General features: G+C 66.2%; 23 protein-coding genes. 8 read left to right on the forward strand and 15 right to left on the reverse strand.

Annotated elements, in window-relative coordinates:
• Positions 1–8: 8 nt before the first annotated feature.
• Genes ACT9TC_RS02295 through sufB form a run of 3 tightly spaced genes read right to left on the reverse strand, consistent with a single transcriptional unit; the run spans position 9 to position 2,987 of the window.
• Positions 9–335 (reverse strand): non-heme iron oxygenase ferredoxin subunit, encoded by a 327-nt coding sequence (locus ACT9TC_RS02295; RefSeq protein WP_396641487.1) that lies wholly within the window; start codon positions 333–335, stop codon positions 9–11.
• Positions 332–1,534, reverse strand: a complete 1,203-nt coding sequence (gene sufD / locus ACT9TC_RS02300) for a Fe-S cluster assembly protein SufD (protein ID WP_458041838.1) — start codon at positions 1,532–1,534, stop codon at positions 332–334. The genes ACT9TC_RS02295 and sufD overlap by 4 nt, the downstream gene beginning before the upstream one ends.
• A 34-nt stretch (positions 1,535–1,568) precedes the next feature.
• Entirely contained in the window at positions 1,569–2,987 is a 1,419-nt protein-coding gene (sufB, locus tag ACT9TC_RS02305) for a Fe-S cluster assembly protein SufB (protein ID WP_458041839.1), read from the reverse strand.
• 293 nt (positions 2,988–3,280) lie between these two features.
• Here sufB and ACT9TC_RS02310 point away from each other — a divergent pair, with 293 nt between their 5' ends.
• The gene (locus tag ACT9TC_RS02310; protein WP_458042846.1) at positions 3,281–4,204 is read left to right on the forward strand and encodes a COX15/CtaA family protein; all 924 of its coding nucleotides are present in this window, start codon (positions 3,281–3,283) and stop codon (positions 4,202–4,204) included.
• Between the two features lie 127 nt (positions 4,205–4,331).
• Entirely contained in the window at positions 4,332–4,778 is a 447-nt protein-coding gene (locus tag ACT9TC_RS02315) for a dinucleotide-utilizing enzyme (RefSeq protein ID WP_458041840.1), read from the forward strand.
• A 183-nt stretch (positions 4,779–4,961) separates the two neighbouring features.
• Here ACT9TC_RS02315 and ACT9TC_RS02320 read toward each other — a convergent pair whose 3' ends face one another.
• From ACT9TC_RS02320 to ACT9TC_RS02330, 3 genes are all read right to left on the reverse strand, one after another.
• Positions 4,962–5,657 (reverse strand): endonuclease domain-containing protein, encoded by a 696-nt coding sequence (locus tag ACT9TC_RS02320; RefSeq protein WP_458041841.1) that lies wholly within the window; start codon positions 5,655–5,657, stop codon positions 4,962–4,964.
• Positions 5,658–5,760: 103 nt separating this feature from the next.
• Complete coding sequence (locus tag ACT9TC_RS02325) at positions 5,761–6,705, reverse strand: heme o synthase (protein WP_458041842.1); 945 nt, start codon at positions 6,703–6,705, stop codon at positions 5,761–5,763.
• Between the two features lie 197 nt (positions 6,706–6,902).
• Positions 6,903–8,126, reverse strand: a complete 1,224-nt coding sequence (locus ACT9TC_RS02330; RefSeq protein ID WP_458040749.1) for an integrase catalytic domain-containing protein — start codon at positions 8,124–8,126, stop codon at positions 6,903–6,905.
• 255 nt (positions 8,127–8,381) lie between these two features.
• Between ACT9TC_RS02330 and tkt the strand changes: the two genes are divergently transcribed.
• Genes tkt through pgl form a run of 6 tightly spaced genes read left to right on the forward strand, consistent with a single transcriptional unit; the run spans position 8,382 to position 16,508 of the window.
• The gene (tkt, locus tag ACT9TC_RS02335) at positions 8,382–10,478 is read left to right on the forward strand and encodes a transketolase (protein WP_458042847.1); all 2,097 of its coding nucleotides are present in this window, start codon (positions 8,382–8,384) and stop codon (positions 10,476–10,478) included.
• On the forward strand, positions 10,475–11,593 hold the full coding sequence (gene tal, locus ACT9TC_RS02340) for a transaldolase (protein ID WP_458041843.1): 1,119 nt from the start codon (positions 10,475–10,477) through the stop codon (positions 11,591–11,593). The genes tkt and tal overlap by 4 nt, the downstream gene beginning before the upstream one ends.
• Positions 11,590–13,209 carry a glucose-6-phosphate isomerase gene (locus ACT9TC_RS02345; protein WP_458041844.1) on the forward strand — a complete coding sequence of 540 codons (1,620 nt, stop codon included), beginning with the start codon at positions 11,590–11,592 and terminating at the stop codon, positions 13,207–13,209. The genes tal and ACT9TC_RS02345 overlap by 4 nt, the downstream gene beginning before the upstream one ends.
• 20 nt (positions 13,210–13,229) lie before the next feature.
• Positions 13,230–14,780: a glucose-6-phosphate dehydrogenase gene (gene zwf, locus ACT9TC_RS02350; protein WP_458041845.1), complete on the forward strand. Its 1,551-nt coding sequence runs from the start codon at positions 13,230–13,232 to the stop codon at positions 14,778–14,780.
• A complete protein-coding gene (locus ACT9TC_RS02355) occupies positions 14,777–15,727 on the forward strand; it encodes a glucose-6-phosphate dehydrogenase assembly protein OpcA (RefSeq protein ID WP_458041846.1) in 951 nt (316 codons plus the stop codon). The genes zwf and ACT9TC_RS02355 overlap by 4 nt, the downstream gene beginning before the upstream one ends.
• The gene (gene pgl / locus ACT9TC_RS02360) at positions 15,717–16,508 is read left to right on the forward strand and encodes a 6-phosphogluconolactonase (RefSeq protein WP_458041847.1); all 792 of its coding nucleotides are present in this window, start codon (positions 15,717–15,719) and stop codon (positions 16,506–16,508) included. Before ACT9TC_RS02355 ends, pgl begins: the two co-directional genes overlap by 11 nt.
• Positions 16,509–16,525: 17 nt before the next feature.
• On the opposite strand, the gene ACT9TC_RS02365 is transcribed toward pgl, so the two are convergent.
• From ACT9TC_RS02365 to uvrC, 9 genes are all read right to left on the reverse strand, one after another.
• On the reverse strand, positions 16,526–16,882 hold the full coding sequence (locus tag ACT9TC_RS02365) for an RNA polymerase-binding protein RbpA (protein WP_458041848.1): 357 nt from the start codon (positions 16,880–16,882) through the stop codon (positions 16,526–16,528).
• Between the two features lies 1 nt (position 16,883).
• The gene (gene secG, locus ACT9TC_RS02370) at positions 16,884–17,132 is read right to left on the reverse strand and encodes a preprotein translocase subunit SecG (protein WP_458041849.1); all 249 of its coding nucleotides are present in this window, start codon (positions 17,130–17,132) and stop codon (positions 16,884–16,886) included.
• 92 nt (positions 17,133–17,224) lie between these two features.
• The gene (gene tpiA / locus ACT9TC_RS02375) at positions 17,225–18,037 is read right to left on the reverse strand and encodes a triose-phosphate isomerase (protein ID WP_458041850.1); all 813 of its coding nucleotides are present in this window, start codon (positions 18,035–18,037) and stop codon (positions 17,225–17,227) included.
• Positions 18,025–19,242 carry a phosphoglycerate kinase gene (locus tag ACT9TC_RS02380; protein WP_458041851.1) on the reverse strand — a complete coding sequence of 406 codons (1,218 nt, stop codon included), beginning with the start codon at positions 19,240–19,242 and terminating at the stop codon, positions 18,025–18,027. Before ACT9TC_RS02380 ends, tpiA begins: the two co-directional genes overlap by 13 nt.
• 8 nt (positions 19,243–19,250) lie before the next feature.
• The gene (gene gap / locus ACT9TC_RS02385) at positions 19,251–20,261 is read right to left on the reverse strand and encodes a type I glyceraldehyde-3-phosphate dehydrogenase (protein ID WP_458041852.1); all 1,011 of its coding nucleotides are present in this window, start codon (positions 20,259–20,261) and stop codon (positions 19,251–19,253) included.
• A gap of 123 nt (positions 20,262–20,384) precedes the next feature.
• Positions 20,385–21,011: a superoxide dismutase gene (locus tag ACT9TC_RS02390; RefSeq protein ID WP_036295884.1), complete on the reverse strand. Its 627-nt coding sequence runs from the start codon at positions 21,009–21,011 to the stop codon at positions 20,385–20,387.
• A 143-nt stretch (positions 21,012–21,154) separates the two neighbouring features.
• Positions 21,155–22,132, reverse strand: coding sequence for a DNA-binding protein WhiA (gene whiA / locus ACT9TC_RS02395; protein WP_458041853.1), 978 nt, complete (start codon positions 22,130–22,132; stop codon positions 21,155–21,157).
• Positions 22,133–22,173: 41 nt separating this feature from the next.
• A complete protein-coding gene (rapZ, locus tag ACT9TC_RS02400; protein ID WP_458041854.1) occupies positions 22,174–23,052 on the reverse strand; it encodes an RNase adapter RapZ in 879 nt (292 codons plus the stop codon).
• A 25-nt stretch (positions 23,053–23,077) separates the two neighbouring features.
• The gene (gene uvrC, locus ACT9TC_RS02405; protein ID WP_458041855.1) at positions 23,078–25,021 is read right to left on the reverse strand and encodes an excinuclease ABC subunit UvrC; all 1,944 of its coding nucleotides are present in this window, start codon (positions 25,019–25,021) and stop codon (positions 23,078–23,080) included.
• Positions 25,022–25,023 lie beyond the last annotated feature (2 nt).

A 25,023-nucleotide genomic window follows, 5' to 3' on the forward strand; every position in this document is an offset into this window, starting at 1 on the left:
TCGGCCGGTCAGACGGCCACGGTGGAAGCGGGATCGATGAGCACGTCGTCGCCGTCGATCTGGACGACGAAGACGGGGACCGGCTCGTAAGCCGGAAGGTTCAGGGGGCGCCCCGTGCGGAGCGAGAATGCCGAGCCATGGGCCCAGCATTCGAGCGTCTCGCCCTCGACGAAGCCGTCCGAGAGTGAGATGTCGCCGTGCGTGCAGACATCACCGATGGCGTGAACGTCACCGTTTCCGTCCAGGACGACGGCGATCGCAACGCCGTCGAGCTCGACGCGCTTAGCGGTGTCCTGCTCGAGCTCACTCAGAGCGCAGGCGCGCTGCAGGGTCACGCGAGGCCCTCGGCGAGCTCAGCCTCGATCGCCGCGGTCAGCTCTTCTTCCAGGGCGGGCACGCCGAGCTTCTGCACGATCTCGGCGAGGAATCCGAGAACGACCAGGCGACGCGCCTCGTCCTCGGTGATGCCGCGAGCCTGCAGGTAGAACAGCTGCTCGTCGTCGAAACGACCGGTCGCACTCGCGTGCCCGGCGCCCTTGATGTCCCCGGTCTCGATCTCGAGGTTCGGGATCGAGTCGGCGCGCGCACCCTCGGTGAGGACAAGGTTGCGATTCGCTTCGTAGGAATCGGTGCCCGTGGCATCCGGTCCGATGAGAACGTCGCCGATCCACACCGAACGCGCCCCGACGCCCTGCAGGGCGCCCTTGTAGAGCACATCGGCGCGCGTCTGCGGCCCGCGGTGGTGGACGTACACCTGGCTTTCGAGGTGCTGACCCGCATCGGCGAAGGACAGGCCGTACAGCTCGCCCTCCGAACCCGCACCGGCGAGATCGACCGAGGGGTTGACCCGGACGACACCGCCGCCGAAGCTGACAACCGAGTGACGCAGGCTGCCGTCGCGTTCGACACGAGCCTGGTGCGTTGCGGCGTGTACCGCGTCGTCGTCCCAGTTGTGCACCGATACGACGTTCAGTCGGGCACCCCGGCGCACAATGATCTCGACGTTCTGGGCGAACGCCGCAGAACCCTCGTGGCGCAGGATGACCGTCGCGCTGGAGTTCTCGCGGGCCTCGATCACGATGTGGGCGTGGGCGCGTAGACCCGCACCGGCACCGATGAATGTCACGACGACGGGCTCGGCGAGCTCGTCGTTCGCCGGAACGGCGAAGTAGAGCGCCTCGGCGGCGCGCGACCACGCGATGGCGCTCGGCAGATCTTCGGGCTCGAAAATCTCGCCACGGGGCGACTGACCGGCGGTCAACTCCGAGACCGCGACCGCACCGGTAAAGGTGATCGTGACGGCACCGTCATCACCGGCGACGTCGTCGAAGAGCGGGGCGAGGCGCGCGACAGGCGTCTGCTTCCAGTTGACTTCGCGGCCGGTGGGCCGAGCGAAGTCCGCGGGAACGAACGAACGGGGGCGCGCGGAGCGCGTCTGAACGGGGATGGTGCGCGCAGTGGTCTGGCCCCATCCTCCGTCGGTGTGGGGCACGTTTCCGGGCACCTGGCGGGGGGTGGTCGTTGTCGTCGTCACTCGCCGACTCGTCCTTTCGTCGTCGGTCGAAGAATCATCCGACGCTTCCTTCCATGCCCATCTCGATCAGCTTGTTCAGCTCGAGGGCATACTCCATGGGCAGTTCACGGGCGATCGGCTCGATGAATCCGCGGACGATCATCGCCATCGCCTCGTCCTCGGCCATGCCGCGGGACTGCAGGTAGAAGAGCTGCTCTTCGCTGACCTTCGAGACGGTCGCCTCGTGGCCGAGCTGCACGTCATCCACACGGATGTCGATGGCCGGATACGTGTCGCTCCGCGAGATCGTGTCGACCAGGAGCGCGTCGCAGCGGACCGTGTTCGCCGAGTGGTGCGCGTTGGCATCCACACGAACCTCACCGCGGTATCCGGCACGTCCACCGCCGCGGGCGATCGACTTCGAGACGATCGACGACTGCGTGTACGGAGCCATGTGGATCATCTTCGCGCCGGCGTCCTGGTGCTGACCGGGACCAGCGAAAGCGACGGACAGGGTCTCGCCCTTCGCGTGCTCGCCCATCAGGTAGATAGCCGGATACTTCATCGTGACCTTGGAGCCGATGTTGCCGTCGATCCACTCCATCGTCGCGCCCTCGTGCGCGACCGCACGCTTGGTGACGAGGTTGTAAACGTTGTTCGACCAGTTCTGGATCGTCGTGTACCGAACGCGCGCGTTCTTCTTCACGATGATCTCGACGACAGCCGAGTGCAGCGAGTCGCTCTTGTAGATCGGGGCCGTGCAGCCCTCGATGTAGTGGATGTAGCTGTCTTCGTCCGCGATGATCAGGGTCCGCTCGAACTGGCCCATGTTCTCCGTGTTGATACGGAAATACGCCTGCAGCGGGATCTCGACGTGGACACCCTTAGGCACGTACACGAACGACCCGCCCGACCACACGGCGGTGTTCAGAGCTGCGAATTTGTTGTCGCCCGAGGGGATGACCGTGCCGAAGTACTCCTCGAAGATCTCGGGGTGCTCGCGGAGCGCGGTGTCGGTGTCCATGAAAATGACACCCTGCTGCTCGAGGTCCTCGCGGATCTGGTGGTACACGACCTCGGACTCGTACTGGGCGGCGACACCGGAGACGAGGCGCTGACGCTCCGCCTCGGGGATCCCGAGCCGCTCGTACGTGTTGCGGATGTCTTCGGGAAGGTCTTCCCAGGACTGCGCCTGCTTCTCGGTCGACCGCACGAAGTATTTGATGTTGTCGAAGTCGATGTCGCTGAGGTCAGCGCCGAACGTCGGCATGGGTTTGCGACCGAAGAGTTCGAGCGCCTTCAGACGGCGCTGCAGCATCCACTCGGGCTCAGCCTTCAAAGCCGAGATGTCACGAACCGTCGCTTCGCTGAGGCCGCGCTTGGCGGCAGCCCCCGCAGCGTCCTTGTCGTGCCAGCCGAATTCGTAAACTCCGAGCCCCGCGAGTTCGGGGCGATCGATCAGGACATCAGACATGGTCACACTCTCCTCTTGGCCGCAACGGTTTCATCCGCCCCGGCGATCCATCCGTTCTCTGTGTGCGAGAAAGGAGTCCGCCGCTTCCGGGCCAGGCTCAGGGGCACACGTTCCGCGCGCCTAAACTGTTGACAGTGCGTCGAGTGCTTTCGCACGCGCGCCGCAACCCCTCGATTCTACAGGGTCGCCCCGTCCAGCGGGCCGACCACCGCCCGCGCCCGACCGGACGTGGGACCCCTCAGGAGGCGATCCGCTTGTCGCAGGAACCCGATCGCGCACAGAAGCTCTGGCGGATGCTCCCGTCGAGCATCGATCGTCGCGTCATCTTCGCGGCCTGGGCCACGTTCGTCGTCCAGGTCGCCATCGTCGGTACCGGCGGACTCGTCCGGCTCACGGCATCGGGTCTCGGATGCCCGACCTGGCCACGCTGTACGCCCGAATCCTTCGTGAATACCCCGGAGATGGGCATCCACGGAGTCATCGAGTTCGGCAACCGCCTACTCACCTTCGCGCTCGTCGCCGTCGCCATCATCACGTTTCTCTTCGTCGTGCGCATGCGTCGCACTCGTCCCGATCTGTTCTGGCTCGCACTGATCATCGGCCTGTATGTACCGATCCAGGCGGTCATCGGTGGAATCACCGTTTTGACGAACCTCAACCCCTACGTCGTCGGTCTGCACTACTTCGCGTCGGTCGTGCTCGTCGCGTTCGCGACGGTGTTCGTCGTCCGCGTCTATTCCGCCCCCGGTGCCCGAGTGCGCGCCGTGCCGCGCGGAATCGCGGTCCTGGCGCACCTGACGTCGGTTGCCGTGGTGATCACGGTCCTCGTAGGCATCCTGGTGACCGGGGCAGGTCCCCACGCCGGGGATTCGGGTGCCGCGCGCAACGGGCTCGATCCGGAACTCATGCAGCACGTGCACTCGTGGCCCGCCTACGCCACACTGGCGCTGACACTCGCTCTCCTCATCGGAACATGGCGCCGACCGCTTCGGCGCCGGGTGTTGTTGCTGCTGTCCGTCGAGGCGGTGCAGATCGCCGTGGGACTCTGGCAGGCGCGCACCGGACTCCCGGTCGTGCTGGTCAACATCCACATGGTGCTCGCGGTGTTGCTCGTCGCGGCGATGACGGCCGTCATCATGCATCTGAAGGTGCCGACGACCGGAATTCCGGTGGAGCGTGAAGACTCCGCTTTTCCGGCATCCGTCCCCGCTCCGTAGTCGCGCGCGCTCCAAGGAATGGCCGCACGCACAGCGAACCCATAGGGTTCGGATAGGCCGCGCACCAGCGGGACGGGAAGAGTCTCTGCGTCGGCGGTGTACGCCGTGCCACGAACAAGGAGAACTTATGACCGCCCGTCCCCGCCTCGTCCGCAGCGTTCCCTACTGGGTCCTCGTCGTCGGCTCCGTCGCAGCCGGTGGTGTCGGCGTGTGGCTCACGCTCGACAAGCTCGACGTCATGACAAACGCGATCCTCGACGGAAGCGCCACGGGTGTCGATGTCTACGCGGGCCAGTCGTGGGCCGTCCTGGGCTCCATCCTGATCGGCGTCGGTCTGATCGGCCTGGCGTTCGCTCTCACCCTCGCTGCGGCCGCGTCCCTCGTGAAGCGTGCCGAGCCGGAGGTGGTCATTGCGGAATCGTTCGATGACGCCGACGACCTCGACGACGATCTCGACGACAAGCCCGAGGTAGAGACAGTCGTCGTCCTCGACGACGCGTCTGCCGACCCGGCAGCTCCGAGCGTCGACTTCGGCACCGCAACCGAAGAGAAGGTCACGCCGACCACGCGCTGATCGCCGCACTTCTGATCGCCGGGCCGCTGAGAAATCAGCCCCGGCGATCGGTGTTTCCCGGACGACCTGGCGTCAACATTCCGGCGGGCGTCGGAGATACGTTCGGCGTCGGATGCCTGTGGCACGTTCGCGCCGACAGCGCCACGATCTCCGACCTTCACGCGGCGCGCACGCTACATCTCGTCAGGCTGCGCGGTGAATACCCGCCGCCACGGCCCGAGCGATTCGGTCCTGGACGACCGGCCAATCGTCGATGACCTGCTCGTACGAGACACGGAAGACGTGATAGCCCGCGGCCAGAAGCAAAGCGTCATACGCGATGTCCCGGCTGCGCTGGAAACCGACACGATGACCCCCGTCGATCTGGACGACCAAGCGTTCACCGATCAAGAAGTCGACGCGATGCTCGAGTATCCACGCCTGCGGAAGAATCCGGACCCCCAACCAGCGCAGACGGACGAAGAAGAGCGTCTCCAGACCCGAGTCGGAGAACGGCACCGCGCACTCGAGAATCTCCCTCGCACGACCAGTGAGAGGAAATTGTTTGAGAGCGTCTCGCTCGACCAGACCCTGTCGGAGGGCCGACTCCGACACAGTCATCGCTGACTCATAGTGCTGACACGCCGCCACGCGGGCGAGTACGTTCTCGATCGGATCCTCGAGAGCGTCGGGATGCCGCGGCACGAGCGCGTTGGCCCAGTGGACGATCACACCGTTCGGCTTGTTGCCGCGGGCGTGGGGCAACGCAGCGACGTGAGGTTCGGGTTCTCGCAACACCCAGATCCCCAGACGCCGAGCCTGCGTGATACACGACAGCACGACGCCATTGCGCGCCGCGGAAACGAGTTCGGCATCCGCGTCCGCTAGAGATCGACCCACAGCCGCCGAATGCGTACCAGAAGTCCACGCGCGACTGCCTCGGAGATCCGATGCGGCGAGTGCCCGGAACGCTGCAGGCTGGTGGACCGCGCCACTCCCCCACCTAGAACGGCAGCAGCGGATCGACCGCGATCGCGACGAACAGGAGGGTGAGGTACGTGATGGATGCGTGGAAGACACGCATCGGGGCCGGCTCGGTGCCACGTACGGCACGGTTGTAGAGGCGGTGGGACTCGTAGATGAACCAGCCACCGAACACGAGAGCGGATGCCGTGTAGACGACCCCCATCTCGGCAACCGGGATGAGTAGCAGCGAGCACGCGACGGTCGCCCACGCGTACAGGATGACCTGCAGGCCAACCTGCGCACCACTGCGAGTCGCCCCGAGCATCGGAACGTCGACCTCTTCGTACTGCGTCTTGTATTTCATCGACAGCGGCCAGTAGTGCGGCGGCGTCCAGAGGAAGACGAGCGCGAACAGGATGAGCGGGGTCCACGTCAGAGAACCCGTGACGGCCGACCAGCCGATCACGACCGGGAAGCACCCCGCGATGCCGCCCCAGACGATGTTCTGCTCGGTACGACGCTTGAGGATCATCGTGTAGATCACGACGTAGAAGAAGATGGCCGTCGCCGACAAGATCGCAGCCAGGGCGTTCGTCATCAGCCAGAGCCAGAGAGTCGAGAGCACCGCGAGCGACCACGCGAAGACCAGCGCACCCCGCGGCGAGACTTCGCCTGTCACGAGCGGTCGATTCACCGTTCGCTGCATGTGCGCGTCGATGTCGCGATCGAGGTACATGTTGAAAGCCGCAGCAGACCCCGCGCTGAGCGAGCCGCCGATGACGGTGGCGAGTACCAGCCACAGGTTGGGTAGCCCGTTCTGGGCGAGGATCATGACCGGGACGGTCGTGACGAGCAACAGCTCCAGGACACGGGGCTTCGTCAGGGCGACATAGGCACGCAGCGTGCGCCCGAAAGACCGCGGAACTGCGGGCACCGGGGATGATGCGGATGCCGGGGCGTCAGGCGTCCTCGTGATGTCCATCGCTCCCCACTCGGCGCTCGCAAGTACCGCTCAAGTCTATGTCATCGCTTCGCACCCCCTCCCCGCCGAGCGGCACCGGCAATGCACCGCGCGATACCAACAGTCGCGCGAGAAAATACGAACCGAGGTGCCTCATCTAGAAGTGAGCGCGAAGGGTGATGCGGTGCCTCACGTATGGTGAGCGCGAGGCTTGCGGTTCATTTGGTTGTTTGGAGTCGACGGATCGACGTTTCTAAGGATGTCATGTCGAGGTGTCGGCTGGTGGTCATGGCTTCGGTTTTGGCTTGTGATAGCTCGATGAGTTGGAGCTGGATCTGGTTGATCCGGCGGGTCAGATCGGCGGGGTTGATCCCGGTGATCCGGGCCTGAACGACGTCGGCTTGCTCGGCGGTGAGGACCCCAGAATCGCGCACTCGCTGCCAGGGTGTCTTCGGTGCGTCGTAGAGGCGTGTGCGGCGCCCGCTGGCCGCGGTGGCGTATGCGGTGGGCTTCTTCGTCGGGGTGAAGAAATTCAACCGTAGTGAGACGAGCCGCCAGAGCTCGTTCAGCAGCGCGAGCTCGTCCGGGGTGTCGTAGCGCCAATGGAACGCGTGTTTGCGGACGACGTGGTTGTTCTTCGACTCGACGGTCGCTTGGTCGTTTTTCTTGTAAGGGCGGGACCGGGTCTGGGCGATGTCACGGGCTTGGAGCCAGTCCGCGACATCATGGTTGATGAACTCCGATCCGTTGTCCGAGTCGAACACGCGCAGCTCGAATGGGAACATGTTCTGCAGATCGCCGACAGCGCCGACGATCCACTTGGCCGCGTTGTTGCGGATCGAGGCGTTCTCGGTCCACCCGGTGGCGATGTCGGTCATCGTCAACGTGCGTGCGAACTCGCCGACGAACGTGGGTCCGCAATGCGCGACGGTGTCCGCCTCGATCACCCCGGGTGCCGTGACCGGGGCATCCCCGACCTTCGACAACCCGATCGAGTTGCGCAGCAGCGGTGACGGGATCGTCGTAGAGATCCCCCGCAACTGCATCGCCCGACGTGCCGGGCTCAGATACCGGTCGATCGTTGCCGGACTCATTGTCTGAAGCTCGACGATCGTCTGCGGTGTCACGAATGGCTTGTCGAGGTCGCCGGCAGCGTGCAGCAGCGGCATCCACAGCTCCAGCATCACCACGAGGTACTTCCCGCACGGCATGCCCATCAGCGCCCACACATGCTCCAGCAGCCGCCTCGAATCATCGCTATACGTCTTGGCCCGCAACTGGCGTCTATCGACCTGCTTCGCCGGATCCGGCAGCACCGGCCCCGTCAGCATCCGCCGCGCCGTTGATCGGCCCATCCCCGTCGTGCTCATCACCTCGTCAAGGATCCGGGCCTTGTCGTGCTTCGATGCTTTCCGGTACGCGTCACGGAGTTTGTTCGTCACCTGTCGCCTCGCGGCCATCTCAATCTTGCCTTCCACACAGGCAAGCTTCGCGCTCAAAGTATGTGAGGCACCAACACACCCCACGCGCTCAAAGAAACTGAGGCACGTCGCGAACAGCCGCGCGAGGTTGCCCCTTCGCTATGCTGGAACCACATGACATGCGCCCTCGCGCCCTCCCCCGTGAACACCACCGAAAACGATTCGGCGTGTGCCCGAGAGGCGGCAGAGGCGCTCTCTACGACGAAGGGCGGTCCGGTGTCGGAACTGCGTTGGGACGAGATCGACAAGCAGGCCGTGGACACCGTCCGCGTGCTCGCGGCAGATGCGGTCGAGAAGGTGGGCAACGGCCACCCGGGAACCGCGATGAGCCTCGCCCCCGCGGCGTATCTCCTCTACCAGCACGTGATGCGACACGACCCGGCCGACCCACACTGGCTCGGACGCGACCGCTTCATCCTCTCGGCGGGTCACTCATCGCTGACGCAGTACGTTCAGCTTTATCTGGGTGGTTTCGGCCTCGAACTCGATGACCTGAAGAGCCTGCGGACGTGGGGATCCCGGACCCCGGGGCACCCCGAATACGGCCACACCGCCGGCGTCGAGATGACAACGGGCCCCCTCGGTCAGGGTCTGGCATCCTCGGTGGGCTTCGCGTACGCGGCCCGCTACGAGCGCGGCCTGTTCGACCCCGAGGCGCCCGCCGGCGAGAGCCCGTTCGACCACTTCGTCTATGTGATCGCCTCCGACGGCGACCTCGAAGAGGGCGTGACGAGCGAGGCATCCTCCCTCGCCGGTCACCAGGAGCTCGGCAACCTCGTCGTCATCTACGACGCCAACCAGATCTCGATCGAGGACGACACCGACGTCGCCTTCACCGAGGATGTCGCCGCTCGCTACGAGGCGTACGGCTGGCACGTTCAGACGGTCGACTGGAAGAAGACCGGCGAGTACGTCGAGGACGTCGCCGAGCTCTATTCCGCGATCGAAGCCGCCCAGGGCGAGACCTCGCGTCCGTCGCTCATCGTGCTGAAGACGATCATCGGCTGGCCCTCGCCCGGCAAGCAGAACACCGGAAAGATCCACGGATCGGCGCTCGGCTCGGACGAGCTCGCGGCCACCAAGCGCGTGCTCGGCTGGGACCCGGAGCAGAGCTTCGTCGTTCCCGATGAGGTCATCGAGCGCACCCGCGCCCTCGCCGAGCGCACGGCGCCCGAGAAGGCACGCTGGCAAGAGGCCTTCGATGCGTGGGCCGCGGCCCACCCCGATCGCAAGGCACTGCTCGACCGTCTGTTCGCACGCGAACTGCCGGTCGACATCGCCGACGCCCTGCCCGTCTTCGAGGCCGGCAAGGATGTCTCGACTCGCGCCGCCTCCGGCACTGTCATCAACGCCCTCGCGGCGGAACTCCCGGAACTCTGGGGCGGTTCCGCCGACCTGGCCGAGTCGAACCTCACGACGATCAAGGATGCGAAATCCTTCATCCCCGAAGAGTGGTCGACCCACGAGTGGACCGGAAATCCGTACGGCCGGGTCCTGCACTTCGGCATTCGCGAGCACGCCATGGGCTCGATCATCAATGGCATCGTCTTGCACGGACCGACCCGTCCGTTCGGCGGCACTTTCCTGATCTTCAGCGACTACATGCGCCCGCCCGTACGCCTGGCGGCGCTCATGGACATCCCGAGCCTGTTCGTGTGGACGCACGACTCGATCGCCCTCGGCGAGGACGGTCCGACGCACCAGCCGATCGAGCAGCTCGCGACCCTGCGTGCCGTGCCGAACTTCACGCTGGTTCGTCCCGCAGATGCCAACGAGACCGCCGCGGCGTGGCTCGAACTGCTGCGTCGCCACGGCGGCCCGGCAGGTATCGCCCTGACCCGCCAGAACGTTCCGACGTTCGAGCGCGGCGATGGCGAGGCATCCGGTGACACGTTCGCCTCGACCGACGGTGTGGCGCGCGGCGCCTACATCCTCGCCGAGGCGCCCAACGGCACGCCCGACGTGATCCTGATCGCGACGGGATCCGAGGTTCAGATCGCCGTCGACGCCCGCGAGTCGCTCGCCGCCGCGGGCATCAACGCCCGCGTCGTGTCGGCACCCTCGCTGGAGTGGTTCGACGAACAGGATGCGGCGTACCGTGCGCACGTCCTTCCGCCCGAGGTCACCGCGCGCGTTTCGGTCGAGGCCGGAATCGCGCTGCCGTGGCGCGGCATCGTCGGCGACCGCGGCCGCTCGGTCTCGATCGAGCACTACGGTGCGTCCGCCGATTACAAGACGTTGTACGAGAAGTTCGGCTTCACGGCCGAGGCCGTCATCCAGGCGGCACGCGAGACCATCGAGGAGAACTCATGACAACCCCCACCGCAGACCTCTCGGCAGCGGGCGTCAGCATCTGGCTCGACGACCTGTCCCGGCAGCGCATCACGACCGGCAACCTGCAGGAACTCATCGATACGCGCAATGTCGTCGGCGTGACCACGAACCCGACGATCTTCCAGGGTGCGATCTCGGCGGGTATCGGCTACGAAGAGGCGATCGACGCCCAGCGCGCGGCCGGCGCCAACGCCGACGAGACGATCTTCTCGCTCACGACGACCGATGTGCGCGACGCGTGCGACATCTTCCGTCCGATTTTCGACGCCACGAATCGCGTGGACGGCCGCGTGTCGATCGAGGTCTCGCCCGACCTCGCGCACGACACCGACGCAACCATCGCGCAGGCGAAGGAGCTGTCGGCCGCGGTCGACCGACCGAACGCGCTCATCAAGATCCCCGCGACGAAGGCAGGCCTTCCGGCCATCACCGAGGTCATCGGATCGGGCATTTCGGTGAACGTCACGCTGATCTTCAGCCTCGAGCGCTACTCCGACGTCATCGATGCCTACCTCGCCGGCCTCGAAAAGGCGCAGGCGGCCGGGATCGATCTCACCACGATCGAGTCCGTCGCATCGTTCTTCGTCTCCCGTGTAGACACCGAGGTCGACAAGCGCCTCACCGCCATCGGTACGGACGAGGCCCTCAACCTCAAGTCGAAGGCCGGCATCGCCAACGCTCGTCTCGCGTTCGAGCTGTACGAGCAGAAGTTCGCCACCGAGCGCGCCACCGCGCTGCTCGAGGCCGGCGCCCACGCGCAGCGCCCCCTGTGGGCGTCCACGGGAGTCAAGGATCCTGCGCTGCCCGACACCCTCTACGTGACCGAGCTGGTCGCTCCCGGCACGGTCAACACGATGCCTGAGAAGACGCTTCAGGCGACCTTCGACCACGGTGTCGTCACCGGCGACATGATCACGACCAACTACGCCGACGCGCACGCCGTCATCGACGGGCTCGCAGCGGTGGGCATCGACATCGACGATGTCACCCAGGTGCTCGAAGACGAAGGCGTCGAGAAATTCATCGCCTCGTGGCACGATCTGCAAGAGACCGTCGCACAGGCCCTGGCCGGCGCACCGGAGTCTGCCCGATGAGCTTCGAGATCCACGTCTCGGGGGCCCCGAAAGAGGCCGTCGCGCGTGTGGTTCCCACCCTCGTCGCCGACCTCGTGGCCTCCGGCATCACGAGCGGCGACGCGAGCCTCTGGGGCCCGGCCGCCGAGGCGGAGGCATCCAAGCGTCTCGGATGGGTGCAGGCCGTGACGGTCTCGCGTCCGCTCGTCGCCGAGATCGAGGCGCTCCGAGCCGACATGCTGGCCCGGGGTGTCGATCGCTTCGTGCTCGCCGGCATGGGTGGCTCGTCGCTCGCGCCCGAGGTCATCACGCAGACGTCGGGCGTACCGCTCGTCATCCTCGACTCCACCGCACCCGGACAGGTGCTCGCGGCGCTCGACGGCGACTCCGAGACCGGCGGACTGGACCGCACCGCGATCATCGTGTCGTCGAAGTCGGGCGGCACCGTCGAGACGGACTCAGCGCGTCGCACCTTCGAGGCCGCCTTCCGCGACCTCGGGATCGACCCGGTCGAGCGAATCGTCGTCGTCACCGACCCGGGGTCGCCCCTCGACGTCTCGGCGCGCGCAGCGGGATACCGCGTCTTCAACGCCGACCCCACGGTCGGCGGGCGCTACTCGGCCCTCACGGCGTTCGGCCTCGTGCCGTCCGGCCTGGCCGGCGTCGACATCGGCGAACTTCTCGACGAGGCCGACGCCACGCTGCTCGAGGTCGCGATCGACAGCCCCGAGAACCCCGCGCTCATCCTCGCGGCGGCTATCGCTGGCACGAACCCTCGACGCGACAAGATGGGCCTGATCAGCGACGGGACCCACATCGTGGGTCTGCCCGACTGGATCGAGCAGCTCGTCGCAGAGTCGACCGGCAAGCAGGGCACGGGAATCCTGCCCGTCGTGTTGCTGCCCGTCTCACCCGAACTCGACGAAGACCTGCCCGACCTGCAGCTCGTCCGCCTCGTCGACGACGCGGAGCACTTCCACCTGTTCGAGCGTCACCCGGGCGAGGTCCTCGTGAGCGGCTCGCTCGGTGCGCAGTTCATCGTGTGGGAGTACGCCACGGCAATCGCGGGACGCATCCTCGGCATCGATCCGTTCGATCAGCCCGACGTCGAGTCGGCGAAGATCGCCACGCGCGGTCTGCTCGAGAATCGTCCCGAGACCGCTCCCCCGGCGTTCGTCGTCGACGGCGTCGAGGTTCGCGTCAGCGACCCGGAGCTCGCCGCGTCCGGCACCATCGCGGGCGTCCTCGACGCACTCTGGTCGCGTCTGCCCGCGGACGGCTACGTCGCGGTCCAGGCCTACGTCGACCGCCTGGCGATCCCGCAACTCTCGGGTCTTCGCGAACTCGTCGCAGCCGACTCCGGTCGTCCGGCGACGTTCGGTTGGGGGCCGCGATTCCTGCACTCCACGGGGCAGTTCCACAAGGGTGGGCCCGCCGTCGGCGTCTTCCTCCAGATCACGGAGCGAACGGATGTCGACCTCGAAATCCCGGGACTCCCGTTCACGTTCGGCCAGCTGATCGAGGCTCAGGCATCCGGCGATGCGTCCGTGCTCGCGGATCACCGGCGTCCGGTCGTGACGCTCACGCTGACCGACCCCACGGTCGAGGTCTTGGCGCTCTTCGAAGCCGCCCAGTAACCCCAGAGAGGCACACCTGTATGCCCATCGAGATCTCGCGCGGGCACAACCCGCTGCGCGACCCGGACGATCGTCGCCTCAACCGCATCGCCGGCCCCAGCGCGCTCGTCATTTTCGGAGTTACCGGCGATCTGTCGCGTAAGAAGCTGATGCCGGCGGTTTACGACCTCGCCAACCGCGGCCTCCTGCCCCCGGGCTTCGCGCTCGTGGGATTCGCGCGTCGCGACTGGGAAGACCAGGACTTCGCGAACGTCGTCTACGAGGCCGTGAAGCAGCATGCCCGCACGCCGTTCCGCGAAGAGACCTGGCGCCAGCTGTTGCAAGGCATTCGCTTCGTGTCGGGCGAGTTCGACGATCCGGATGCCTTCCGCCGCCTGCGCGAGACCGTCGAACGGCTCGATGTCGAACGCGGCACGATGGGCAATCACGCTTTCTACCTCTCCATCCCCCCGAAGGACTTCGCGATGGTCGCGAAGCAACTGCGGGACTCGGGACTGGTCAACGAGAACGCGAACGGGGACGATTCGTGGCGCCGCGTCGTCATCGAGAAGCCATTCGGACACGACCTCGCCTCGGCACGAACGCTGAACGACGCGCTCGAGGTCGCCTTCCCGGCGGACTCGATCTTCCGCATCGACCACTACCTCGGCAAAGAGACGGTCCAGAACATCCTGGCGCTACGGTTTGCGAACGAGTTGTTCGAACCGCTCTGGAACGGAAACTACGTCGACCACGTACAGATCACGATGGCCGAGGACATCGGTGTCGGTGGCCGCGCCGGCTACTACGACGGCATCGGTGCGGCGCGCGACGTCATCCAGAATCACCTGCTCCAGCTCCTGGCCCTGACCGCCATGGAGGAGCCCATCTCACTCTCGGCGCACGATCTGCGTGCAGAGAAGGAGAAGGTTCTCGCGGCGGTGCAACTTCCGGCGAATCTCGCCGAATCGACCGCTCGCGGTCAGTACGCGGGTGGCTGGCAGGGTGGCGACAAGGTCGCGGGGTTCCTCGAAGAAGACGGCATGGACTCGGCCTCGACGACCGAGACCTTCGCGGCGCTGAAGCTCGAGATCGCGACCCGACGCTGGTCCGGAGTCCCCTTCTACCTGCGCACGGGCAAGCGGCTCGGCCGTCGCGTCACCGAGATCGCGGTCGTATTCAAGCGCGCACCGCAGCACCTCTTCCTGCGCAGCCAGACTCTCGAACTCGGTCAGAATGCGCTCGTCATCCGGATTCAGCCGGACGAGGGCGTGACCATCCGATTCGGATCGAAAGTTCCCGGGGCGGGCACGCAGGTGCGCGACGTGACGATGGACTTCGGGTACGGCCACGCCTTCACCGAGGCAAGCCCCGAGGCCTACGAGCGCCTCATCCTCGACGTGCTCCTGGGTGAGCCGCCGCTGTTCCCCCGCCACGAAGAGGTCGAACTCTCGTGGCGGATCCTCGATCCGATCGAGGAATTCTGGGCCGCGCAGGGTGGACCGCTCGAGCAGTACAGCCCCGGCTCGTGGGGACCTGCCTCGGCCGACGAACTTCTCGCCCGCGACGGACGAGTGTGGAGACGCCCATGATCATCGAGATGCCCGATACCACCGTGAGCCAGATCGCCAAGGCGCTGGTCAACGCCCGCGAAGAGGGCGGCGTCGTCGCCCTCGGCCGCGTTCTCACCCTCATCATCGCGACACGGCACGGACTCGAAGAGGACGCGATCGAGGCCGCGAACGACGCATCACGCGAACACCCGATGCGCGTCATCGTGCTGCTCACCGACACATCCGGCGAGCCCCGACTCGACGCGCAGATCCGCGTGGGCGGCGACGCGGGCGCGAGCGAGGTCATCGTGCTTCGTGCATCCGGATCCGCCGCGTCGAACGAAGAGAGCTTGGTCACCGGGCTGCTGTTGCCGGACGCGCCCCTCGTGGTGTGGTGGCCGGACGAGCCGCCGCGCAGGCCGTCCGATTCGCCGCTCGGCCGCATGGCTCAGCGTCGGATCACGGATGCGTCGACCGGCCCCCGTGCCGCCGACCGTCTGTCGACGCTGGGCGAGAATCATGCCCCCGGCGACACCGATCTTGCTTGGACTCGTCTGACGCATTGGCGGGAGCAGCTCGCAGCAGTCCTCGACCAGCCCCCCTTCGCCCCGATCACGGGCGCCCTCGTGCGCGGTGCGAGCACATCGCCCTCGACCGCGCTCCTGGCGGCATGGCTGCGCCTCAAGCTCGCTGTGCCGGTGACCTGGGAGTACATGCCGCCCGAAGAATGGGTGGATGGGATCAAGTCTGTCCAGCTGCAACGCGACGGCGGAGACATCCTGCTCGAGCGTTCCTCGCCGGCCGTTGCCTGTCTCACACAGGAAGGGCAGCCGCAGCACGACCTGGTGCTTCCGCGGCGCACCCTGCGGGAATGCCTCGCCGAGGAGCTCCGTCGCCTCGATCCCGACCTGCTGTATGGTCGTGTGATCACCGAGGGCTGGGAGCTATTGGACCCGCCCGTCAGCCGGGAGCCGCATGTCGACTGAGAATCTCACGGATCGTCGCGTCGTCGTCAGCGCTGACCGGGACACGGTCATGTCGGTGGTCGCACGGCGGGTGGTTGAGAAACTCACCGTCCTGAGCATCGAGCGCCCGATCGCCCACGTGTCTCTCACGGGCGGGCGTGCCGGCGTTGCCGTTCTCGCGGCGGTGGCCGCGCAGCCGGGCGTACGACTCGTGGACTGGTCCCGTGTGCATTTCTGGTGGAGCGACGAACGCTACGTACCCGAGTCCGATCCGGATCGGAACGCACTTCAGGCGCGTCGTGCGTTGCTCGGCCAGCTCGATGTGCCGGACGAGAACGTGCACGAGATTCTCGCCTCCGACGGCTCGGACTCCCCCGAGGCCGCCGCCGAAGCCTACGCGGCGGAGCTTGCTCGCTTCTCGACGTCGGATGCGGCGGAAGCCGGCGCATGGCCGAGCTTCGACATCTGTCTTCTCGGCGTCGGGCCGGACGCCCACATTGCGTCACTCTTTCCCGACCGCCCGGAGATCGGCGTCACGGATCGGGCGGCCGTCGCCGTGCACGACTCCCCCAAAGCACCCCCGGTCCGGGTGACGCTGACGCGCCCGGTCCTCAATGCCTCACAGCGCGTCTGGCTCGTCCTGACCGGATCCGAAAAGGCCTCCGCGCTGGGACTGGCTCTCGCCGGTGCGAGCTACACGAGCGTCCCGGCCGCCGGGGCCAAGGGTCGACACCGCACGCTGTTCTTCGTCGACGCCGAAGCGGCCGCGGAAGTACCCGCGGAACTCATCGACCCCGACTGAAAAGGTCTCGGAGCGGGTCAGTCGAGGCCGCGACGCTCGCGCAAGGCACGTAGCGCATCGTCGAGAAGCGCGGCCGCCTCCTCGTCCGTACGACGCTCCTTCACATAGGCGAGGTGCGTCTTGTACGGCTCGGTCTTGGCGAGAGCAGGCGGGTTAGCCTTGTCGCGCCCGGCCGGAAGACCCGAGTGCGGGCTGTCGATCGTGTCCGGGATCTCGTCCTCCGGCACCCCGGCGGCGAAGTAACGCACCGTCTCATTACCCAGGGCGTCCCAGTACGGAACGGCAATCCGTTCCGCGTGGTACCCGTGGTCCTGCTCGCCCATCGGGCCCGCGCCCACCCGAGTGCCGCGGATCGCGTTGCCGCCTGTAGCCATGTCAGATCCCCTGGAACTTGGCGATGAGGCCGAGTGCGACGATCGCCACGAACCACGTCAAGGCGAGCACAATGGTGAACCGGTTGAGGTTTCGCTCCGCCAGGCCCGAAGAACCCAGGGACGATGTCATACCGCCGCCGAACATGTCGGACAGTCCACCACCGCGCCCTTTGTGCAGAAGAATCAACAGCGTGAGCAAGAGGCTCGTGATGCCGAGGATCACCTGCATCACGAATTCGATTATCTCCACCGGAAAAGCCTTTCAGAGCACCCGTCGGGAGGGCGCAAGTTTGTAAACCAGCCAGTCGTCAAACAACGGCGTGCTCAAGTATAGGCGCGAGCCTAGACGCCTACATGTTTCTGATAACGGATGATGGCTGCGAAGTCGTCCACTTTGAGGCTCGCTCCTCCGACAAGCGCCCCGTCGACATCGGGCTCACGCATGAAACCCGCGATGTTGCCGGCCGCAACCGAACCACCGTATAGGAAGCGTGTCGCCGCGGCCGCGTCGTCTCCGAGCGTCTCGGCGACGACCGCACGAAGCTTCTCACAGACCTGCTGGGCCTGTTCGGGGGTAGCCGCCTGCCCGGAGCCGATGGCCCAGACCGGCTCATACGCGACGACGAACTCGGTGCCGGCTACGACATCCGCAAGGGCCGTCTTCAACTGCGCCACCGGCACAGCACTCGCACCATGCGTTTCGAGATCCTCGGCGGTCTCGCCGACACAGATCACGGGCACGAGGCCGTTCTTGATGGCGGCCTTGACCTTGGCCGCGACGACCTCATCGCCCTCGTCGTGGTACTGACGGCGCTCGGAGTGTCCGATCAGGACGTACCCGCAATCGAGCTTCTTCAGGAACTGGCCCGAAATCTCACCCGTGTAGGCGCCGGAGTCGTGGACCGAGAGATCCTGCGCGCCGAGAGAGAACTCGATCTTGTCGGCCGAGATCAGCGTCTGCACACTTCGCAGGTCGGTGAAAGGCGGGAAGACGGCGACCTCGACAGAATTCGCGTCGTGCTTGGCGTCCTTCAGAGCCCAATCGAGCTTCTGTACCAGCGCGATAGCCTGCTGGTAGTCGAGGTTCATCTTCCAGTTGCCGGCGATCAGCGGCGTACGCCCCTGGCGCGAGCCGCCCTGTGTCACTGTTCCCATCCGAGGACCTCCAGTCCGGGGAGCTTTTTACCCTCGAGGAATTCCAGGCTGGCTCCGCCGCCCGTCGAGATGTGGCCGAACTGATCGTCCGAGAAGCCGAGCTGACGCACGGCGGCAGCGGAATCCCCGCCACCGACCACGCTCAGGCCGTCGACCTCGGTGAGGGCTTTCGCCACAGTCTTGGTACCGGCGGCGAATGCCGGAATCTCGAAGACACCCATCGGGCCGTTCCAGAAGACCGTCTTGCTCCCCCGAATGAGTTCGGCGAAACGAGCCGCCGTCTCGGGGCCGATGTCCAGTCCCAGACCGGATGCACCGAACACTGTTTCTTCGATCGCGTCGGCAGCCGTGACGGTGTGCTCGGCGTCGGCACCGAACTTCGATGCGACGACGATGTCCGTGGGGAGCACCAGCTCGACGCCCGTGTCCTTCGCCGTCTGCACGTAATCGCGAACCGTGTCGAGTTGATCCGCTTCGAGCAGGCTCGCACCGACCTTCGAACCCTCCGCTGCGAGGAAGGTGAAGAGCATGCCGCCGCCGACCAGAATGCGGTCAACGCGCGGAAGAAGGTGCGAGATGACGCCGAGCTTGTCGCTGACCTTCGATCCGCCGAGCACCACGGTGTAGGGACGCTCGGGGTTCTCCGTCAGCCGGTCGAGGACATCGAGTTCCGTCTGGATGAGCAGGCCTGCGGCGGACGGCACCAGTTCGGCCAGCTCATAAACACTCGCCTGCTTGCGGTGGACAACACCGAACCCGTCCGAAACGAGGGCGTCACCGAGTGCCGCCAGGCGCTCCGCGAATGCGCGACGTTCGGCCGCATCCTTCGACGTCTCGCCCGGCTCGAAGCGCAGGTTCTCGAGAACCGCGACATCGCCGTCTTCCAGAGCGGCGACAGCCTCTCGAGCGGACTCCCCCACCGTGTCCCGAGCGAACGCGACCGGCTTGGCGAGGAGTTCCGACAGGCGCTGCGCGACCGGTTCGAGGCTGTACTTCGGGTCGGGCGCGCCGTCGGGGCGACCGAGATGCGAACAGACGACGACGCGGGCGCCGCGCTGGATGAGGGCATTCAGGGTCGGCAACGACGCGCGCACGCGGCCATCGTCCGTGATCTTCCCGTCCCGCAGGGGGACGTTCAGATCACACCGGACGATGACGCGCGTGCCGGCGAGCGACCCCAGCGAGTCGAGGGTGCGCAGGGGCATCGACAGACCTACAGACGCTCGCCGACGTACTCGGTGAGGTCGACGAGGCGGTTGGAGTAACCCCACTCGTTGTCGTACCAGCTGGAGACCTTGACCAGGTTGCCGCTGACGTTGGTGAGCTCGGCGTCGAAGATCGACGAGTGCGGGTTGCCCTGGATGTCGCTCGACACGATCGGGTCCTCGGTGTACTCGAGGATGCCGTTGAGGCGCCCCTCGGCGGCTGCGGTCTTGTAGACGGCGTTGATCTGGTCGACCGTCAGTCCCTCGGTGGGCGTGATGATCGTCAGGTCGACGATCGATCCGGTGGGAACCGGAACGCGGTACGACGAGCCGCTCAGCTTGCCCTGCAGTTCCGGCAGAACCAGGCCGATGGCCTTGGCCGCACCGGTCGACGCGGGAACGATGTTGATCGCGGCGCCGCGTGCACGGCGCAGGTCGCTGTGGGGGCCGTCCTGCAGGTTCTGGTCGGCCGTGTAGGCGTGAGCGGTCATCATGAAGCCGCGCTCGATGCCGAACGCGTCGTTGAAGACCTTTGCCAGCGGAGCGAGGCAGTTGGTCGTGCAGGACGCGTTCGAGATGATGACGTCGGTCTCGGGGTTGTACGTCTCTTCATTGACGCCCATCACGATGGTCGCGTCGTCGCCCGTGGCGGGCGCCGAGATCAGAACCTTCTTCGCGCCGCCGGCGATGTGCTTCTTGGCATCTTCGGCCTTCGTGAAGCGACCGGTCGACTCGATGACGATGTCCACACCGAGCTCGCCCCAGGGCAGGTTCGCCGGGTCGCGTTCTTCGAAGACACGGATCTTCCTGCCGCCGACGGTGATCGAGTCGGCGTCGTACGTGATGTCTTCGGCCAGGGGGCCGCCGACCGAGTCGTACTTGAGGAGGTGAGCAAGGCTCTTGTTGTCGGTGAGGTCGTTCACCGCCACGATTTCCAGGTCAGCGCCCTGCGCGAGTGCCGCGCGAAGGTAGTTGCGTCCGATGCGGCCGAAGCCGTTGATGCCGATCTTGACAGACACGGTGTCTCCCGATTCTCATGGCGCGGGGCGGCGCCTTTAGGTGCGCGGATACGCGCGTTGTGGGATGAAAGGAGGACGCCGGGCCCTCGACTCAGCAAGGGCTCAGCGGCGTCCTCGCCTTCGTCACGACATTACCAGCAGACCCGCAGTCTTCTCACGGGCGGTCTCAAAACGCGTCTGAACGTCCGCCCAATTGGCGATGTTCCAGAAAGCCTTCACGTAGTCGGCGCGAACGTTCTTGTAGTCCAGGTAGTACGCGTGCTCCCAGACATCCAGGAGCAGGAGGGGAACCGTGCCTGCGGCGAACTGCGACTGCTGGTCGAAGAACTGCTGGATGATCAGGTTCTGACCGATCGAGTCCCAGAACAGTCCGGCCCAGCCGGAGCCCTGCACGCCGAGCGCGGCGGCAGTGAAGTGGGCCGTGAACTTGTCGAACGAACCGAAGTGGTCATCCATCGCGGCGGCGAGCTCACCGGTGGGCTTGTCGCCACCGTTCGGCGAGAGGTTGGTCCAGAAGATCGAGTGGTTCGTGTGTCCGCCGAGATTGAAAGCGAGGTCCTTCTCGAGCTTGTTGACGAACGCGAAGTCGCCCTTGTCGCGGGCCTCGGCGAGCTGTTCGAGCGCCGTGTTGGCGCCGGTCACGTAAGCCTGGTGATGCTTGTCGTGGTGCAGCTGCATGATCGAGGCGCTGATGTGCGGCTCGAGTGCGGCGTAGTCGTAGGGAAGTTCGGGCAGCGTGTAAGTCGCCATAGTCGTATTTCCTCCTGTCGGTGCCACGCTTCGCGCGGCGCGGATGACGTTCTCATCCTAACGATGGGCAACACAGAGACCAGGGACTTGCTTCCCGATCCAGGGCATGCAACGTGACCCTCGTGAGGCGTGGATCGCGCCGATCAGGCGTCGACGTCGACGGGGATTCCCGCCTCGGTGCCGGGAATTCCCTCATCCTCGGCACGCTTGTCCGCCATCGCGAGAAGTCGACGGATACGTCCTGCGACGGCGTCCTTCGTGAGGGGGGGATCGGCGTGGTGCCCGAGCTCATCGAGGCTCGCCTCGCGGTGCGCCAGGCGCAGCTCCCCCGCCTCACGCAGGTGGTCGGGAATGCCCGGGCCGAGGATCGCGAGAGCCCGCTCGACGCGCGCGCACGCAGCCACGGCAGCTTGAGCCGAGCGACGCAGATTGGCATCGTCGAAGTTCACGAGGCGGTTCACTCCCGCGCGAACTTCGCGCCGTTGACGCAGCTGCTCCCATTCCGCCGCAGCGCGAAGGGCGCCCATCGCCTGCAGGAGGGCGCGTATGGCCTCACCGTCGCGGACGACGACGCGGTGAACGCCCCGTACCTCGCGCGCCTTGGCGGCCACGCCGAGGCGATGTGCGGCGCCGACGAGGGCCATCGCGGCTTCGGATGAGGGGCAGGTGACTTCCAGCGCCGCCGAGCGGCCGGGATCGGTGAGGGTGCCGGCCGCGAGGAACGCCCCCCGCCAGATCGCGGCGAGGTCTTCGCGCGATCCCGTCGTGAGCTTGTTGGGCAGACCGCGCACGGGACGACGACGTTGATCGAGCAGGCCCGTCTGGCGCGCGAGTGTCTCGCCGCCCTCGATGACCCGAACAACGAAGTGACCCTCCTGGCGAGAGGAGGATGCCTGGACGTGACCGAGCTCGGGACGAACACCGTAGAGCTCGACCAGGTCACGCGCCGTACGACGCGCGAGCACCTCGGAGTCCAGCTCCGCCTCGATGGCGATCCTGTTCGCGATGGAGTGCAGTCCGCCCGAGAAACGCAGCAAAGACGTCACTTCGGCGACGCGCGCCGTTGCTCGCGACTCGCGGATGGTCACCAGTTCGGCCTTGACATCGGCGGTGAGTGGCAACCTGCGCTCCTCGGATCGGGTCGAACATGAACCCGCCTAGCCTACTCGCGACCGAGATCGCGATGCTTCACTCGTACGGCAACCCCGGGCACGGCGGAGAGCCGAGCGGCTAGCTGCTCCGCCATCGCGACCGAGCGGTGTTTGCCCCCCGTGCAGCCCACGGCGACGGTGGAATGCCGCTTGTTTTCCCGCTGATACCCGGCGAATACGGGCGTCAGGGACAACGCGTAAGCATCCAAGAACTCGGTCGCGCCTTCCTGCGCGAGCACGAAGTCTCTCACCCGTTCGTCCTGACCGGTGAGGTGACGAAGGTCCTCGTTCCAGAAGGGGTTGGGGAGAAATCTCATGTCGGCCACGAGGTCTGCATCCGGCGGGACGCCGTATTTGAAGCCGAAGCTCTGCACGGTGATCGTGTGGCGCGCCGAGCTCTCCTCCAGAAACAGCTCCGACACGGTGGTCGCGAGCTGGTGGATGTTGTAAGCGCTCGTGTCGATGATCAGGTCCGCGCTCTCGCGGATGGGAGCGAGGCGCCGCCGTTCCCGTTGAATCCCGTCGAGGATCGTGCCTTCGCCCTGCAACGGATGCGGCCGCCGGACCGCTTCGAAGCGGCGCACGAGGACTTCGTCGGAGGCATCCAAGAACACGAGCCGCACCTGGCGACCCTTGCGAAGTGCGCTCATCACGTCGGGGAGGTCCTCGAACAGCCCTCTTCCGCGCACGTCGACAACAGCGGCGACACGCGGTAGCGCACCGGCCGCGAGGCCCGTGATGTCGAGCAACGGGCGCAACATCTGCGGCGGCAGATTGTCGACCACGTACCAGTCGAGGTCTTCGAGCGCGTTGGCGACTGTCGACCTTCCCGCCCCCGACATGCCTGTGACCACCAGGACTTCCCCCGCGCTGCCGTCCGTATCCGTCATCGCTCCGCCCCGATTCGCCCTTCTTCTAGCCTACTGACTCGGCGAGGGGCGGGACGCTCGCGCCCTCGACAGCCGCTGCCACCTCGGCGGCGTCCTGCAATCTGGACTGGATGGTCGCGGCGAGCTTGGGGCCGATGCCCTTCACCTCGGTGATCTCATCAGCGCTCGCCCGCTTGAGTGCGGCGACGGAACCGAAGTGCCGCAACAGGACCCGGATGCGTTCGGCTCCGAGCCCGGGGATCTCGGCGAGGACGCTCTGGATGTCCTTGCGGCGACGGGACCGCTGATGTGTGATCGCGAAGCGGTGAGCCTCGTCTCGCAACCGTTGCAGCAGGTAGAGGGCCTCGCTCGTGCGCGGCAGGATGACCGGATACTCGTCGCCGGGAAGCCAGACCTCTTCCAGCCGTTTCGCGATGCCGCACAGCGCGACCTCTTCGTGCCCCGAGTCCGCGAGTGCTCGCGCCGCAGCCTCGACCTGTGGCCTCCCACCATCGACCACCAGGAGCTGCGGCGGGTACGCGAAGCGGGGGCGCTTGCGCGGCGCGCCCTCGATCTCGGGCTCTTCGGGACGGTCGAGGTAGGCCAGTCGACGCGTCAGAACCTGGTGAATGGAGTCCGTGTCATCCGTCGTCTCTGCGATCGAGAACGACCGGTATTGATCTTTGCGCGGCAGCCCATCTTCGAAGACCACCATCGACGCCACCACGTTGGACCCGCTGAGGTGCGACACGTCGAAGCACTCGATCCGCAGGGGCGCCTCTGCGAGGCCCAGAGCCTCTTGCAGATCTGTCAAGGCCTGGCTGCGGGCGATGTAGTCGCTCGTGCGGCGGGTCTTGTGCAGCATGAGCGACTGTTGGGCGTTGAGGTTCGCCGTGCGCTGTAGATCGGCTTTGCGTCCCCGCTGCGCGGTCTGCACGGTGACGGGTCGACCGCGCTTCTCGCGCAGCCACTCCTCGAGCTCCGTCGCATCCGAGGGAAGCGTCGGCACGAAGACGCGGCGCGGGATGTCTGCCGGCGGTGCCTCGCCGTAGGCGCGCTGCAGGACCTGGTCGACCAGATCGCCGCCCTCGATATCGAGTTCCTTCTCGATCGTCGAGGCGCGGACACCACGGATGCGTCCGCCCCGGATGACGAAGTGCTGCACGGTCGCGGCGAGTTCGTCCTCAGCGATGCCGAATAGGTCCGCGTCGACGTCCTCACCCAGCACGAGGGCACTACGCGAGAGCACCGCGTCGACGGCCGCGAGTTTGTCTCGGTAGGTCGCCGCGCTCTCGTAGTCCATCGCAGCGGATGCCTCACGCATGCGCGCAGAGAGCTGCGTCCGAAATCTCTGGTCGCCACCGGACATGAACGCGACGAAGTCATCGACGATCGCGCGATGCTCTTCGATCGTCACCTTCATGGAGCACGGCCCGCCGCACTTGCCGATCTGGCCGGGGAAGCAGGGGCGCCCGGTCTGCATGGCTTTGCGATAGCTCGAGTCGCTGCACGTGCGGATCGGGAAGACCTTGATCATCAGGTCGATCGTGTCGTGGACGGCCCAGATCTTCGGGTAGGGGCCGAAGTACTTGGCACCCTTGATGCGGCGGTTGCGGGTCACGACGACACGGGGCGCCTCGTCGGCGAGGGTGATCGCCATGAAGGGGTACGACTTGTCGTCGCGATAGCGGACATTGAAGGGTGGATCGAATTCTTTGATCCACATGTACTCGAGTTGGAGCGCCTCGACGTCGCTGCCGACGACCGTCCACTCCACGGAGGACGCCGTCGTGACCATACGGCGGGTGCGCTCGTGCAGCGTGTGCAACGGCGCGAAGTAGTTGCTCAGTCGAGACCGGAGATTTTTCGCCTTGCCGACGTAGAGGACCCGCCCGGAGGTATCCCGAAACCGATACACGCCCGGATTCGTGGGGATCTCCCCCGCCCGGGGCCGATACGGGAGCTGCGGGCGGGACGACGCTGCAGCCACGG

The sequence above is a fragment of the Microbacterium sp. HM-570 genome, from assembly GCF_054165885.1.